The following is a 14,676-nucleotide window of genomic DNA, read 5'->3' on the forward strand; positions in this document are numbered from 1 at the left end:
TAAATCACCTTAATCTTTTGATATTCAACCTGTTATGGAAAACAGATTGTAGAAATGTAAATAACTCTGCCTATTATACACAGCACGCGAGAAAAATGCCGCACATCGCTGCTTATTGCGCTTTAAAGGTGTGTAACCGGCTCGTTGCTTTGGTCAGTCCATCTTTGAATAAAATCTCGGTACAACGTGCCGCTTCGTCAATGGCGTCATCAATTAACTTCTGTTCTGAAACAGGCGGTTTGCCTAAAACAAAACCGACAACTTTATTTTTATCGCCCGGATGGCCGATTCCAACGCGTAAACGATGAAAGTTAGGGTTATTGCCTAACTTGCTGATGATGTCTTTCAGGCCATTATGTCCGCCATGACCACCGCCCAGCTTAAATTTGGCGACGCCGGGCGGCAGATCTAATTCATCGTGGGCGACCAGAATTTCATCAGGGTTAATGCGATAAAAGCTGGCCATCGCGCCAACGGCTTTGCCGCTCAGATTCATAAATGTGGTCGGTACCAGCAGGCGGACATCTTCACCTTCGAGCGTGACTCTGGAGGTGTAGCCGAAGAATTTCGGTTCATCGCGCAGGGGCGCACGGAGTCTCTCTGCCAGTAAATCGACGTACCATGCGCCTGCATTATGTCGCGTTGCCGCATACTCTGCGCCGGGATTCGCCAGGCCGACAATCAATTTAATCGCCACGTAATTTGTCCTGAGTGTGTCTATAACCGGCGTGTAGTTTACTGTTTGCCGACGCGCTTGACAAAAAACTACGTGGGTCGTGCCGAAAACTGAATAATTGCAGAAATGGACTATTAGAAATTGAGGGTGTTCAGTAGCTTATTTGTAAAGTTTTGTTGCGTTGGTGTTTGTATTTGTGATCACAGGCGCACTTGCGAATGGCAGTGTTGTCTATACTTTACACATAAGGATTAGGGGTATTCCCTGTAACAACCCAAAGTTCCGGAGGTGACACATGAAACGCAAAAACGCTTCGTTACTCGGTAACGTGCTCATGGCTTTAGGGTTGGTGGTGATGGTCGGCGGTGTTGGTTACTCTATTTTAAACCAGTTACCGCAATTTAATCTGCCACAGTTTTTCGCACATGGTGCCGTGCTTAGTATTTTTGTTGGCGGTGTTCTCTGGCTGGCGGGTGCCCGCGTCGGGGGACATGAACAAATCAGCGATCGTTATTGGTGGGTTCGCCATTACGACAAACGCTGCCGTCGTAATGATAGCCAACGCCACAGCTAAGAGCTGACATAACCTGCAGACCAGCCAGCGTTTCGCTGACTGGTCGTTAGTTTTTCTCGTTGCTGCGCGAGCGGGATCGCCTGCGCTGTAACAGTGCTAATAACGCCAGCATACTCGCCAGATATCCCATAACGACCGCTCCCTGATGTTTTCTACTTTCAAGCTGCGGGTCAGCGGCCCACGCCAGAAACGCGGTGACATCTCGTGCGTACTGTTCTTCCGTTTGGGGAACATGCGTTTGCATAGCCCAGGTGATGTCATTGTCAGCCAACGGTTTGGGCATATTAATCATCCCGCCAGGGAAAAAACGGTTGGTTTTCATCTCAGGGTCATCGGTTGCATACCCGGTCAGCAGCGCATAAACGTAATCAGCGCCTTGCTCGGTGTAGGGGGTGAACGCATCCAGTAAAAATCGCGGAAACCCGCGGTCGTAGGTCCGTGCTCGAACGATATAGCTCAGGTCAACCGGCAGCGCGCCATTATTAAGGTATTTTGCTTCCTGTTCATTCAGATAAGGTGACGCGAAAACATCGTTCAGATTGCCTTCCCGTTCGCCGGGTTGACCGTCGTCTTCAATTGTCGCAAAGACGTAGCCGCTGGCCAGTGTTTTGGCCTCCGCCTCACTGAGTTGTGGCCCTCCAGCTTTAGTTAACGTTTTGAAAGTGAGATATTTCATACCGTGGCAGGCCCGGCATTTCTCTTCATAGACCTGCAGCCCGCGTCGCAGTTGTTCGCTATCGTGTTTACCGTTCATGCCGCTAAACGACCATGTCTGCGCGGTGGGTAGCTGTGCGCAAATCGCGTTGCTCAAGAAAAGAGCCAGAGTCAGAGTTACAGTGGTTAGAAATCGCGCCATGATGTCAGTCCTGTCGTTCCAGTAAACGTCGGCACGGCAGCACAAGCAGAAACCATGCAAAATAAATAACTGTTGAAAGCTGAGACGCCGCGCGTGTCCAGCCATCGTCATTGCTAAAACCCTCAACTAAGTCCGGCCCAACCAATGCTTTTGAACCCAACCAACCCAAAAAGAGCGCATTGGCGACCCAAAGCCAAAAAAAGGTTTTAACCAGCCGACTGTTATTGCGAAACCGCGCGTGTGACGTATCCAGCCAGGGGAGAAAATAGAAAATCAGTACCGCAGCGCACATCGCAGTGATGCCTGCCAGTTCATTGGGGAAGCAGCGCAAAATGGAGAAGAAAGGCAGGAAGTACCATTCAGGTGCGACGATAGCCGGTGTGAGTGTCGGGTCTGCTGGAATAAAGTTATCGGCGCTGCTGAGATAGTGCGGCGCGAAAAACAGAAACCAGGCGAACAGCATTAAAAAGAGGGTGAGTTTGATAGCATCGCTTTCGGTGATGCGAAAATCGAACAACAAACGCTGAGACTCTTTGGGCGAAAATGTTTTCTTCCGCGCGTGGGCAAACGCCGACTGGACGGTACGGATGTGCCATATCGTGACCACGACAATGGCGAAGGGAATGATAAAGTGAAGGACATAAAAACGGCCTAATGTCGGCGTGCCGGGCATATAGCCACCGACTAAAAAGGTATATAGCGTATCGCCAATAAACGGTATCGCCCGGGCGAAACTGGTGATGACCGTAGCGGCCCAGTAGCTTTTTTGCCCCCAAATCAGGCTATAGCCGAGAAATGCAGTGATCATCAACAGCACATACAGCGTCACGCTGATTGCCCACATCTTCAGATAGGGTTTGCGGTAAACGTTGTAATACATTGCCCGGAAAATATGCAGATAACAGGCGAAGAAAAAAAGCGACGCGCCAATAGCATGCAGATTGCGCACCAGCTCACCGTGTCTGACCGCGCGCAGAATATGAACAATAGAGTCAAAAGCGGATCCCGCTGTAGGCACATAGAACATAGCCAGCACGATTCCGGAGAGCATTTGCACGCCCAGCATGACCAGCAATATGAGACCGATAGCAAAGATCCACACTCCAGCGACTGAGCGGGGGACGGGAAGACGAAACTGCAGGTGATACCAGGGGGCTGACGGATAAGCGGATTTCATCTCAGGCATCCTTCGTACCAATTCGCAGACTCAGGCCGTCAGCTGACACGCTAAAGTCAGGGATGGCCAGATTCGCCGTCGCCGGGCCTCGCGTTACGCGCCCGGAGGTATCGAACTCGGAACCATGACACGGGCAGACCCAGCCTTGGCCGTTGGGGTTGGCATTGGGTACACAACCAGCGTGGGGGCAGTAACCTTGTACTACCAGCCACTGGGGATGTGCCGCTGCCACCCGCTCGCTATCCGCCTGTGGATCGGCCAGTAGACGCAGGTCAGCTTGCCGCGCCGCGGCGATCTCCTCCGCCGTGCGGTGGCGAATCAGGATCAGTTTTCCCTGCCAGATACGCTTCACCGTCTGGCCTGCTGTTACGCCAGCGAGGGAGACATCAACAGGTTCATTTTCCGCCACCGTTTTATCATCCGGACCCAGCGCGGAAATGAGTGGCCAGACGGCGGCGGTCACGCCCGCTGCGCCGACAAATTTCGTCAGCTTGCACAGGCAATCGCGTCGCTGAGTTTGGATTGTTTCGCTAAGCGTTTTTTTATCCACCACCGTTATTCTCCCTTTATGACCGCGTTACTGTTTATCGAGGCGGGTATAAATTTCCTGAAAACGCTTATCGGCAAGACCAGGGGCTTTGAACGCGCGGTAGCTGTCGGGTAACACGGCGTCGCCGACTTTAATCAGCATGATCATGCCCTGCGCGTAGTGTGGTGAACATTTGATGCCGTAGAAACCTGCATTGTCGTATTTCACTTCAATCTCTTCATCGATTTTTCCGATAAAACCGGGGTATCCGGCGGGAGAGAGTTCGGCAATCGACGCGGCATTGTGGCTCTTATGTTTGCGGATAAACTTCACGCTATCACCAGGCTGGATCGCCAGATAGTCCGGCTCATAAACCATCGGGCCGCCTGTACCGCGGTTTTTCATCAGCACTTCGTAGGTTTGTGCAAAAGCCGTCGAGGTGAAGGCTAACAGGCATAAGATTTGCAAACTTTGCTTAACACGTTTCATTGTGGTTCCTTTCAGTGTTTACGCGGGGCGTTGGTAACGGATAAAACAGCTCATGTCGTCGGGGGCGTGTTCGACAATCGCGTCGATGCCAAACCAGATGTTAAGATTTTCACGGGTAAAAATGGCGGCAGGATGCCCCTGCATCGCCAGTTGTCCAGCCTTCATCACCATGATGCGATCGCAGAACATCGCCGCATGATTCAGGTCGTGTAGGGCGGCGATGACGGTGAGTTTTTCACGTTTAACCAGATTGAGCAGGCCAATCTGATGCTGGATATCAAGATGGTTTGTCGGCTCATCCATCAGCAGTACCTGCGGCTGCTGTGCCAGCGCTCTGGCGATGTGCAGACGTTGACGCTCTCCGCCGGAGAAGGTATGCCAGCAGCGATGCTGCATGTTTTGTAGGGAGACTTTTTCCAGCATCGTCTGCACAATATCGTCGTCTTTCCTCGACCACGGCGACAGCAGGCTCAGCCATGGCGTGCGACCAAGCGAAACCGCCTGAATAGCGGTAAGACGCTCGCTGGTTTCAGCCTGTTGTTCAACCAGTGCCACCTTTTGCGCCAGATGGCGGCGTGAATAGCGACGAATATTCTGGTGATTTAGCGTAACGTGCCCGGAAGACGGTTTCAGTAATCCCGCCAGGAGCGAAATCAGCGACGTTTTCCCGGAACCATTGGGGCCGATAATACCGACAAACTCACCGTGCGAGACCTGAAAAGAGACATCATTGACGATGGCTTTGCCTTTAACCTCCCAGTACAGATGCTGGGCGTTTACCACAGGATTAGCGGTCATTTCCCCGGATTCCCTCGTATCAAAATGATGGCAAATGCAGGTGCGCCGACCAGTGCGGTAATCACGCCGATCGGCAAGACCTGTCCTGGAAGCAAGGTGCGTGAAATAACATCCGCGACGATAAGGAAAATGGCGCCAATAAGAGCGCTGACGGGCAATAGGCGATGGTGCTGATTTCCCACCAGTAACCGCGCAGCATGGGGAATGACCAGCCCGACAAAGCCAATGGCGCCGACGATTGACACCATGATGGCCGTCATCCCTGTCACGGCGGCAATCAGTACGCCACGGGTGCGTTTAACGGGAATGCCCAGCGATGCCGCCGATTCCGCGCCAAATGAGAATGCATCCAGATGGCGGGCGTAGCAAAAGCAAACGACGATGCCAATCAGCGCAGTAGGGATGGCCAGCACGACATCTGGCCAGCGTACCCCGCTGAGATTGCCCAGCAGCCAGAACATGATGCCCCGAGCCTGTTCGGCATTGGCTGAACGCGTAATGATGAGTGAGGTAATGGCATTGAATAGCTGCGAACTGGCAATCCCGGCGAGAATGATTTGCGTGGTGGCCGAGCCGCTTTTGCCCCTTGCTGCCATGGCTAATAGCGCGACAAACAAAAATGCCGTCAGCGCGCCAATAAACGCGCCAAGCGACATGGAAATGATCCCTGCGCCAAGTCCGGTCAGAGCAATGAGCACCGCGCCCGTTGAGGCTCCGGCAGAAATCCCCAGCAGGTAAGGTTCGGCCAGCGCATTGCGCAGCAGCGATTGGAGAACCACGCCTGAGACCGCCAGACAGGCTCCGCAGCAGGCGGAAACCAGCGCACGGGTCAGGCGGTAGTTCCAGATAATCCCGGCATCAAGCGCATCCACCGTATACTGTGTATCAAACAAGCGGTTTGCCAGCGTATGGCTGACATGCCGCCACGGGATAACCGTCTCACCGATTGAAATGCCCGCCAGAAGGACGCCGCACATCACCATGCTGACCCATAGCGCGTGGAACAGCGTCCGGCCAGCAAGCTGGCTCATGGCATGGCGCGTCCTGCGTAATTCGCTCATTATTTACGACTTCCCGGGATACGAAAGGGCGCTATGCCCGCATAAGGCATAACGCGCGACGAGAGTTAGTGAGTCGTCTGAGGGTGCGCCAGGCCATATTGCACCAGCGCATCGGCGAGTTTTTCCAGCCCGTCAATGGTTCTGATACCCGCGTTCATGGTCTGCACGTCGATCACCGGCAGGTGGTTTTCTTTCACTGCCGGGATCAGCCGGGTAACAGGATCGGATGTGAGGTATTCCATTTTGACTTTCCAGTCATCGGCCGGGAAGCGGCGACGGCCCATCTCGCCGAGGAGGATGACCGATGGGTTGGCTTTGGCAATGGTTTCCCAACCTACCGTTGGCCACTCCTCAGCGGAATCAATGACATTTTTCACCCCAAGAGATTGCGCTATCCACGCCGCGGGGCCAAATTTCCCGGCGACATAGGGGTCAAGCTGCAGGTCGGCGCTGGAGAACCAAAAGACGGCAGATACGTGGTTGTCCATACCGGCAATCTTCGCTTTCGCGGCGGCTTCACGTGCTTTCAGGCTGGCAATCAGCTCATTGCCTTTATCCTGTACATCAAAAATTTTCGCCAGGTCGGCAATTTCCTGATAGACCATGGCGATATCAAACATGCTCTTACGCACGCCGTCACCGCCGTCTTCGTTGTCTTTGGCGCAATCGGCTGGGGCGGTATAAACCGGAACGTGTAATTCGCTAAATTGTTCGTAAGAGGCAACTGTGCCCGCAGGGCCAATCTGCCATTCAAACTGACTGGCCACCAGATCCGGTTTTTTCGCAATAATCCCTTCGAAACTCGGGATGTTTTGTGCAATGACCGCAATCTTGTCATTCGCCGCTTTGTACTGTTCAGGTACCGGACCAAACCACAGTGATGTCCCAACAACACGATCGGCAAGACCCAGGGAATAGAGGATTTCAGTACTGTTTTGTCCAACGGTAGTCACGCGTTTTGGCGCATGATTAAACGTAATATCCCTACCACAGTTTTTGATCGTCAGTGGATATTCTGTTTTAGCCGCAGAAGCCATATTGCTGGTCAGGAAGAGTGCTGCGCCAGTCAGTGCCAGAAGTGAAAGTTTGCAATAAGCAGAAGTTATTTTTGCGTGCATTAGTGTTGTCCCGTTCATGCCAGAATCTGAACGTCTGGTCATGGTTCATTTCGTTCCATAAATTCGGGACAGGCACATGACGATAGATGACATCTAATCGTGAACTGCGGGCAAGATAATATGAAAATAAAGCATATTGTTGCCAATTTGTTCAGAAATTATATTATACATTCGTCAAATAAATCACCCCATGGACCATCCCGTCCACTCAATGTATACAACCTTGACAGCAGGTCTCCTGGCTCGCGGCAATCTGAATATCGGCCTTCCCATAAATGCGTTCTTTACAGTGACCGGTCGTGGATAATCCACGACACAGTGATATTCAGTTTCCGCTTACAGTTGCGGGGGCAGCTATGGCATAAGATTAAAATAATCCGCACCATATTCCGTTTCAAAATGATCAATAGATTCTGAAATACTGTCGGTGGGGACTTTATCGGTATCGAATAGCCCCGTCAACCGCTTGAATAAGTAGGGTTGATATCACTTTTAGTTTTTAATTCAATAAAATCAATGCGTTGATTTTATGCTTGTGACATTAATTATGTGGAAAGCACAAATGTCGATAAACTAAATGAGAATTGTTTGATGTTGATCAATTAATGTTTTCTTTGCCGAGAAGACTACGATTAATAACGAAATTAGTTGTGGTATTTAATTATTTGCGCGGCGTCACATTTTTATTGATGTTTTTCCATGTGCACGATTTGCTGTTCTCCACCTTCATCAAAATAGACGGTAAAGTGATTTCGCAACCAAAATTGATAGCCGCCAGGTAAAAAATGATGGGTGTGCAGATAGCGTGTTTTATATTGTTGTCGGTCGCAAAATTGTTCCGCCAGCAGGACAAGTTGGCTGCCTATGCCTTGCCGACGATATTCCTGTGCGACATAGCAGCGACAAATTTCAGCGGTTGAGGATAATTGATAGCGTCCACGCAGTGCCGGTATTCGGTCATCGTATTGGCAGACCGCCAGCGTAGCGATAAGTTGCTGTCGGTTATTCCATGCACCGATCAACAGATTTCGCGGTTGATGGAGGTAGTGTGAGCGCAGATTTAATACATCTGTATGCGGTTCAGGTGCCGGTCGGTTAGCGTTAAAATAGAGATTTAAATGGTGGATAATAAACGACTGAACGGCCGAAATATCAGCCTCGGTTATCTCACGGAATATAAATGTAGTATCAGCGTTCATCGTTGCAGATATCATCAGAACCAGGGAAACTGGATAATAGCAACTCAGACACGTTTACAGAAGAGAAGTGTTACCGGCAAGCCTGCGCAAGCCGGTAACATAGTATGATTAAATATCTGCGAGTGCGGCATCTCGGTTCGGGAAGAACGTCAGGCGACCTGGGATGGGTTGGATACCCGCGCGTGCCATGGTGCGTAGCGGCTGAAACTCCAGGTTACTGATACGCAGCTCACAACCTTCCGGCAGACGTTTAACAAAACGCTGGAAGGCGTCCAGACCGCCTGCATCCAGTACCGGGACCGCGTCCCACTTCAGCACCACAATGCGTTTGCCTGCAATACGCGACTCGAGATCGGTAAACAATCCTTCCGCAGCGGCAAAGAATAGCGGGCCAATAACGCGTAGTACCAGTACGTCGTCTGGTACGTCTACGTTGACCGGAGCCAGACGCGTCATGCGCGCAATACGGCGCATAAACAGCAGCGAAGCGAGAACAATACCGACGCTGATGGCGATAACCATATCGAACAGCACCGTCAAAGACATACACATCAGCATGACGATGATGTCGTCTTTCGGCGCGTGGCGCAGCAGATCCACAACTTTATGCGCTTCGCTCATGTTCCATGCCACCATCAGCAGCAGGGCAGCCATTGCCGAAAGGGGTAGCCAGGAGAGCAGCGGGGCCAGCACCAGCAGTGCAAGGATCACCAGAATCGCGTGAATGACCGCAGAAATTGGCGATGTTGCGCCGGCACGAACGTTAGCTGCTGAACGGGCAATCGCGGCGGTGGCGGTAATACCACCAAAGAACGGGGCGACAATATTACCCAGGCCCTGACCAATCAGTTCACTATTGGCTTTATGCTTCGTCCCTGTCATTCCATCAAGCACGACAGCACACAGCAGGGATTCAATCGCCCCCAGCATCGCCATCGAGAAGGCGGCTGGTAGCAGCGCCTGCAATGAACTCCAGCTCAGCGTAAAGTTTGATTCTGGCATATTCCACGGCAATACCAGTTGGGGTAGCAACTGCGGAATACCGTTGCCTTGCGAACCATCGGCCAGAATGTAGTGAAACTGGGAACCGATAGTGGCGACATGCCCACCGCTCAGGTTAACAATACCCATTACCGCACAGCCAGCCAGCAGCGCCGGAAGGTGGCCTGGCAGACGTATCCCCAGCCGCGGCCAGAAAATCAGGATCCCCAGCGTGACCACGCCAATGGCGGCGTCGCCGAAGTTAATGGTTGGCAATGCCATAAACAGTGCACCGACCTTCTGCAGGTAGTGCTCCGGGACATGAGCCATCTGTAAACCGAGAAAATCTTTAATCTGCATGGTACCGATGGTAATACCAATACCCGATGTAAAGCCTAACGTGACTGACACGGGAATATATTCGATCAGGCGGCCAAAGCGAGCGAGGCCGAAAAGGATCAGGAATATCCCGGACATTAGCGTGGCGACCAGCAGACCTGCCAGCCCAAACTGTTGCGACACCGGATACAAAATCACCACGAAGGCGGCGGTAGGGCCAGATACGCTAAAGCGTGAGCCCCCGGTGAGGGCGATAACAATCCCAGCCACGGCCGAGGTGTACAGGCCGTACTGTGGTGCAACGCCACTACCGATTGCCAGTGCCATTGCCAGCGGAATCGCAATGATCCCAACGGTAATCCCGGCGATCAGGTCACGAGTAAAACGTGAGGCGGTATACTTTTCTTTCCAACAAGCGTCGATGAGGGCGCGGAAAGGCATCACATGTGAGGAAAATAGTCTGTTCACAATAATGTTTCATCCATGAGCGCATCATCTATCTAAAAAACGATAGTTGAAGTTGGCATAAATCATACAAATAAATAAAACGGATAAAAAAACCCGCCGCAGCGGGTTTTTGAGCCGGGCTCGATTAATGCTCGAACATAGCAGAGATGGATTCTTCGTTGCTGATACGACGAATCGCTTCGGCCAGCATACCCGACAGAGTCAACGTACGCACGTTTGGCAGTGCTTTGATTTCGTCGGTCAGTGGAATGGTGTCACAGACAACGACTTCATCAATTACTGAGTTGCGCAGGTTGTTTGCCGCATTACCTGAGAAGATCGGGTGAGTTGCATAAGCAAATACGCGTTTGGCACCACGTTCTTTCAGCGCTTCAGCTGCTTTACACAGCGTACCGCCAGTATCGATCATGTCATCAACCAGCACGCAGTCACGGCCCGCAACGTCACCAATGATGTGCATCACCTGAGAAACGTTCGCACGTGGGCGACGTTTATCGATGATAGCCATATCGGTATCGTTCAGCAGTTTAGCGATAGCGCGGGCACGCACGACGCCACCGATGTCTGGAGAAACCACAATCGGGTTGTCCAGATTCAGCTGCAGCATGTCTTCTAACAGAATCGGGCTACCGAATACGTTATCAACCGGCACATCAAAGAAGCCCTGGATCTGTTCAGCATGCAGGTCAACGGTGAGGACGCGGTCAACGCCAACGCTGGACAGGAAGTCCGCGACGACTTTAGCGGTAATCGGTACACGAGCAGAACGTACGCGACGATCCTGACGTGCATAGCCGAAGTAAGGGATAACGGCGGTGATACGGCCTGCGGAAGCACGGCGCAGCGCATCAACCATAACGACCAATTCCATCAGGTTGTCGTTAGTCGGGGCACAAGTGGACTGGATGATGAAAATATCACCACCGCGTACATTTTCATTAATTTGTACGCTGACTTCGCCGTCGCTAAAGCGACCTACAGCGGCGTCGCCGAGTGAAGTGTACAGGCGGTTGGCAATACGTTGTGCTAGTTCCGGGGTGGCGTTACCAGCAAAAAGCTTCATATCAGGCACGAGAAGAACCTCAGGCATGCGTCCATTGGTGGAAAGAATCTGCCGAAAACTGTGCGGGCCAGGCAGTATCCTCTCCAGGCGGTGTATTAAAGAGCGCGATGCAACGTCTGGAACAGGGTGACGTTGTCACCGCAACTCAGCTTGCCCGGCTTACTCGGCATCACTCACGTTTCATGTGCGCTGGCATCAATTTCTCACACCAGTCACATACCTTTGTATGTGTCTGGCGATTCGTCATTTCGCCATCTTCCTGAAACCCAAATGATTTAGAGTAGCGCTCTGTGCAATGGGGAGAGGTTTACACCTTTCGCCACAAAGCCTTTGAGCCAATCCGGGGCTTGCTCAAGCACCTGGCGAGCATGGGACTCAGTGTCAAATTCAGCAAAGACACAAGCCCCTGTACCAGTCAGGCGCGACGGCGCGTATTCTAACAGCCAGGAAAGCGCCGCATCAACCTCGCGAAAACGTTTTCTTGCGATAACCTCGCAATCATTGCCGAATTCACATTTTAGTAACGTTTCTATTGACCTTTTTGGCGTGTTACGGGGGAGGTCAGGATCTTTAAAAATCACCGGCGTTGGAATACTGACTCCCGGATGGGCGACCAGGTACCACTTTTCTGCTGGATTGACCGGCGTCAGGATTTCTCCTACGCCTTCAGCAAAGGCTGCATGACCGCGTACGAATACCGGTACGTCGGCACCCAGCGTTAAGCCCATTATCGCCAGTTCATCTACAGACAACCCACACTGCCATAGGTGATTCAGTGCCACTAACACGGTGGCGGCATTCGATGAGCCACCGCCCAGACCACCGCCCATCGGCAGCCGCTTGAGAATGCTGATGTCTGCACCACTGCCGGCTGGCAGGCGACCACGTTCCGCGGCGGTTTTCATGAGCAAGCGTGCGGCGCGCACAATCAGGTTGTCTTCATGCTCAACACCATCAACAGGCGTTAACAGGTGAATTTCACCGTCATTGCGTACGTTGATACTGATCTCGTCGCCATAATCGAGAAACTGAAACAGCGTTTGTAGCGTGTGATAACCGTCCGCACGTTGTCCGGTGATGTATAAAAACAGATTCAGTTTCGCCGGAGAGGGCCAGTGGGTCATCATTTCACAATCCAGTTATCCATTTTCAGCTTAATGCGCTGGTCACCGTCGGACAGCTCCATATTTGCAGGCATCGCCGGCTGCGTTTTGCTGTCGTAGGCGCTGTACACGACTTTCCAGCTTTTACCCTCTTTACTGTAATTCACTTCGCTCAGACGGTATTGATCGTCGAGTTTGTAATCTGTTGCATCGCCTGGCAAACCAAGGATCCACTGGCGCAGGCTGTTCAGCGGGATGGGCATCCCGGTCAGTTTGCCAATCATTTCTTCAGCGTCGTCAGCGGTGTAGTGCTTCCCTTTGTTGTCGACGAGTTCCACGTTGCCCGGTTGCGCGTTCAGCTCCAGTTCGGTACTCCCCAACGGATTGGTCAGCAGAAGGCGATAGCGATCCTGGCCAGTTTGCTGCCAGAAAAAGCGGGCATACACTTTCTGCTGGTCGGAAATATAGGCAAACGCACCGCGTGTCTGATATTGGTTCAGTGCGCGTACTTCCTGCTGGTGCTGGCGCCACTGTGGAGAGTCGGGGCTTTTGCCGGGGCCTTTCGGCGCGTTGAGCGCACAGGCGGTGAGAACCAGGCTTGCCAGCGGCAACAGACGGATCAGGCGAAAATCAGGCAGGGTCATAATGATGACAAATCCTTGTAATACGGTGCATTAATTGCCTGATGGCGCGGCGCTTATCAGGCCTACAAACTGAATCCGCAGGTCGGGTAAGACGCGTTTTTCGCCATCCAGCAAAATCATGCCAGCGGTTGCAGTTATAACCCTTAATGCTAGCGCCGACCGTGAATATCGTCTACGGTCACGTTATCTTAATTTAAACCGTAAGCTATTACTCCAAAAGGGGGCAGTCTCTTTTATTGGCCGCACGCATCCTGTATGATGCACGCAGTCTAACCTTATCAACGCTGGTACTATTCCCGCACACATGACCCTTTTAGCGCTTGGTATTAACCATAAAACGGCACCTGTATCGCTGCGAGAACGCGTAACGTTTTCGCCGGACACGCTCGATCAGGCGCTGGACAGCCTGCTTGCGCAGCCAATGGTGCAGGGCGGGGTAGTGCTGTCGACGTGTAACCGCACAGAGCTGTATCTCAGCGTAGAAGAGCAGGATAACCTGCAGGAAGCGCTGATTCGCTGGCTGTGTGAGTACCACAATCTGAACGAAGAAGATCTGCGCAGTAGCCTCTACTGGCACCAGGACAACGATGCTGTCAGCCATCTGATGCGCGTTGCCAGTGGTCTGGATTCACTGGTGCTCGGTGAACCACAGATTCTCGGTCAGGTGAAAAAAGCGTTTGCGGATTCGCAAAAAGGCCACCTGAACGCCAGTGCGCTGGAACGTATGTTCCAGAAATCATTCTCCGTCGCGAAACGTGTACGCACAGAAACAGATATCGGTGCCAGCGCGGTGTCAGTCGCCTTTGCTGCCTGTACGCTGGCGCGTCAGATCTTTGAATCCCTTTCCACGGTGACGGTGTTGTTAGTGGGTGCCGGCGAGACCATCGAACTGGTGGCGCGACATCTGCGTGAGCACAAAGTGAAGAAGATGATCATCGCTAACCGCACACGTGAGCGTGCGCAGGTGCTGGCCGATGAAGTCGGCGCCGAGGTGATTTCTCTGAGCGATATTGATGCCCGCTTACAGGATGCCGATATTATTATCAGTTCTACCGCCAGCCCGCTGCCGATAATCGGCAAGGGGATGGTCGAACGTGCGCTAAAAAATCGCCGTAATCAGCCTATGCTGCTGGTTGATATTGCGGTACCGCGCGACGTTGAACCGGAAGTGGGCAAACTGTCCAACGCCTATTTGTACAGTGTTGACGACCTGCAAAGCATCATTTCGCATAACCTGGCGCAGCGCAAAGCGGCCGCCGTGGAAGCGGAAACCATCGTTGCACAGGAAACCAGCGAGTTTATGGCCTGGCTGCGAGCACAAAGCGCAAGCGAGACCATCCGCGATTATCGCAGCCAGTCTGAACAAATCCGTGATGAACTGACCGCCAAAGCGTTGGCTGCTCTGGAACAGGGCGGTGATGCGCAAGCCATTATGCAGGACCTGGCGTGGAAGCTGACTAACCGCCTGATCCACGCACCAACTAAATCACTTCAACAGGCCGCCCGTGACGGGGACAGTGAACGCCTGAATATTCTGCGCGACAGCCTCGGGCTGGAGTAGCAGTACACCAATCTCATTTTTTACAGGGTGCATTTACGCC

At 52.4% G+C, this 14,676-nt stretch carries 15 protein-coding genes and 1 riboswitch; of the genes, 2 read left to right on the top strand and 13 right to left on the bottom strand.

What is annotated here, in order from left to right; all coding sequences use genetic code 11:
* Window positions 1–112: 112 nt before the first annotated feature.
* Window positions 113–697, bottom strand: coding sequence for an aminoacyl-tRNA hydrolase (pth, locus tag QMN38_RS11565; RefSeq protein ID WP_323605104.1), 585 nt, complete (start codon window positions 695–697; stop codon window positions 113–115).
* Window positions 698–971: 274 nt separating this feature from the next.
* On the opposite strand from pth, the gene ychH reads away from it, so the two are divergent.
* On the top strand, window positions 972–1,250 hold the full coding sequence (gene ychH, locus QMN38_RS11570) for a stress-induced protein YchH (protein ID WP_048211449.1): 279 nt from the start codon (window positions 972–974) through the stop codon (window positions 1,248–1,250).
* 46 nt (window positions 1,251–1,296) lie between these two features.
* On the opposite strand, the gene QMN38_RS11575 is transcribed toward ychH, so the two are convergent.
* From QMN38_RS11575 to lolB, 12 genes are all read right to left on the bottom strand, one after another.
* Complete coding sequence (locus tag QMN38_RS11575) at window positions 1,297–2,106, bottom strand: cytochrome c1 (RefSeq protein ID WP_271440905.1); 810 nt, start codon at window positions 2,104–2,106, stop codon at window positions 1,297–1,299.
* Window positions 2,107–2,110: 4 nt separating this feature from the next.
* Window positions 2,111–3,283: a cytochrome b gene (locus tag QMN38_RS11580; protein ID WP_271440906.1), complete on the bottom strand. Its 1,173-nt coding sequence runs from the start codon at window positions 3,281–3,283 to the stop codon at window positions 2,111–2,113.
* A gap of 1 nt (window position 3,284) precedes the next feature.
* A complete protein-coding gene (gene petA / locus QMN38_RS11585; RefSeq protein ID WP_005122337.1) occupies window positions 3,285–3,836 on the bottom strand; it encodes a ubiquinol-cytochrome c reductase iron-sulfur subunit in 552 nt (183 codons plus the stop codon).
* A gap of 24 nt (window positions 3,837–3,860) precedes the next feature.
* Entirely contained in the window at window positions 3,861–4,301 is a 441-nt protein-coding gene (locus QMN38_RS11590; protein ID WP_202038479.1) for a pseudoazurin, read from the bottom strand.
* Window positions 4,302–4,319: 18 nt separating this feature from the next.
* Window positions 4,320–5,099 (bottom strand): ABC transporter ATP-binding protein, encoded by a 780-nt coding sequence (locus QMN38_RS11595; RefSeq protein ID WP_323605105.1) that lies wholly within the window; start codon window positions 5,097–5,099, stop codon window positions 4,320–4,322.
* On the bottom strand, window positions 5,096–6,160 hold the full coding sequence (locus QMN38_RS11600) for a FecCD family ABC transporter permease (protein ID WP_271440909.1): 1,065 nt from the start codon (window positions 6,158–6,160) through the stop codon (window positions 5,096–5,098). The genes QMN38_RS11595 and QMN38_RS11600 overlap by 4 nt, the downstream gene beginning before the upstream one ends.
* 65 nt (window positions 6,161–6,225) lie before the next feature.
* The gene (locus tag QMN38_RS11605) at window positions 6,226–7,278 is read right to left on the bottom strand and encodes an ABC transporter substrate-binding protein (protein ID WP_271456315.1); all 1,053 of its coding nucleotides are present in this window, start codon (window positions 7,276–7,278) and stop codon (window positions 6,226–6,228) included.
* A gap of 211 nt (window positions 7,279–7,489) precedes the next feature.
* Window positions 7,490–7,719: riboswitch (cobalamin riboswitch) on the bottom strand.
* 242 nt (window positions 7,720–7,961) lie between these two features.
* Window positions 7,962–8,477 carry a GNAT family N-acetyltransferase gene (locus tag QMN38_RS11610; protein WP_271440911.1) on the bottom strand — a complete coding sequence of 172 codons (516 nt, stop codon included), beginning with the start codon at window positions 8,475–8,477 and terminating at the stop codon, window positions 7,962–7,964.
* A 108-nt stretch (window positions 8,478–8,585) separates the two neighbouring features.
* A complete protein-coding gene (dauA, locus tag QMN38_RS11615; protein ID WP_137381682.1) occupies window positions 8,586–10,265 on the bottom strand; it encodes a C4-dicarboxylic acid transporter DauA in 1,680 nt (559 codons plus the stop codon).
* A 124-nt stretch (window positions 10,266–10,389) separates the two neighbouring features.
* Window positions 10,390–11,337: a ribose-phosphate diphosphokinase gene (gene prs, locus QMN38_RS11620; RefSeq protein ID WP_001518537.1), complete on the bottom strand. Its 948-nt coding sequence runs from the start codon at window positions 11,335–11,337 to the stop codon at window positions 10,390–10,392.
* Between the two features lie 266 nt (window positions 11,338–11,603).
* Window positions 11,604–12,455 (bottom strand): 4-(cytidine 5'-diphospho)-2-C-methyl-D-erythritol kinase, encoded by an 852-nt coding sequence (gene ispE, locus QMN38_RS11625; RefSeq protein ID WP_271449252.1) that lies wholly within the window; start codon window positions 12,453–12,455, stop codon window positions 11,604–11,606.
* Entirely contained in the window at window positions 12,452–13,075 is a 624-nt protein-coding gene (lolB, locus tag QMN38_RS11630; RefSeq protein ID WP_271440913.1) for a lipoprotein insertase outer membrane protein LolB, read from the bottom strand. Before lolB ends, ispE begins: the two co-directional genes overlap by 4 nt.
* Before the next feature lie 304 nt (window positions 13,076–13,379).
* Here lolB and hemA point away from each other — a divergent pair, with 304 nt between their 5' ends.
* A complete protein-coding gene (gene hemA, locus QMN38_RS11635; RefSeq protein ID WP_040233235.1) occupies window positions 13,380–14,636 on the top strand; it encodes a glutamyl-tRNA reductase in 1,257 nt (418 codons plus the stop codon).
* Window positions 14,637–14,676 lie beyond the last annotated feature (40 nt).

The organism is Citrobacter sp. R-1.5.2, from assembly GCF_035064245.1.
GTDB lineage: Bacteria > Pseudomonadota > Gammaproteobacteria > Enterobacterales > Enterobacteriaceae > Citrobacter.

Excerpts from the sequence above, each read along its gene's own strand:
- lolB (WP_271440913.1), bottom strand. The coding sequence starts at position 13,075 with ATGACCCTGCCTGATTTTCGCCTGATCCGTCTGTTGCCGCTGGCAAGC.
- hemA (WP_040233235.1), top strand. The coding sequence starts at position 13,380 with ATGACCCTTTTAGCGCTTGGTATTAACCATAAAACGGCACCTGTATCG.
- ispE (WP_271449252.1), bottom strand. The coding sequence starts at position 12,455 with ATGATGACCCACTGGCCCTCTCCGGCGAAACTGAATCTGTTTTTATAC.
- QMN38_RS11575 (WP_271440905.1), bottom strand. The coding sequence starts at position 2,106 with ATGGCGCGATTTCTAACCACTGTAACTCTGACTCTGGCTCTTTTCTTG.
- QMN38_RS11590 (WP_202038479.1), bottom strand. The coding sequence starts at position 4,301 with ATGAAACGTGTTAAGCAAAGTTTGCAAATCTTATGCCTGTTAGCCTTC.
- QMN38_RS11600 (WP_271440909.1), bottom strand. The coding sequence starts at position 6,160 with ATGAGCGAATTACGCAGGACGCGCCATGCCATGAGCCAGCTTGCTGGC.
- QMN38_RS11610 (WP_271440911.1), bottom strand. The coding sequence starts at position 8,477 with ATGAACGCTGATACTACATTTATATTCCGTGAGATAACCGAGGCTGAT.
- QMN38_RS11605 (WP_271456315.1), bottom strand. The coding sequence starts at position 7,278 with ATGCACGCAAAAATAACTTCTGCTTATTGCAAACTTTCACTTCTGGCA.
- QMN38_RS11595 (WP_323605105.1), bottom strand. The coding sequence starts at position 5,099 with ATGACCGCTAATCCTGTGGTAAACGCCCAGCATCTGTACTGGGAGGTT.
- ychH (WP_048211449.1), top strand. The coding sequence starts at position 972 with ATGAAACGCAAAAACGCTTCGTTACTCGGTAACGTGCTCATGGCTTTA.
- QMN38_RS11580 (WP_271440906.1), bottom strand. The coding sequence starts at position 3,283 with ATGAAATCCGCTTATCCGTCAGCCCCCTGGTATCACCTGCAGTTTCGT.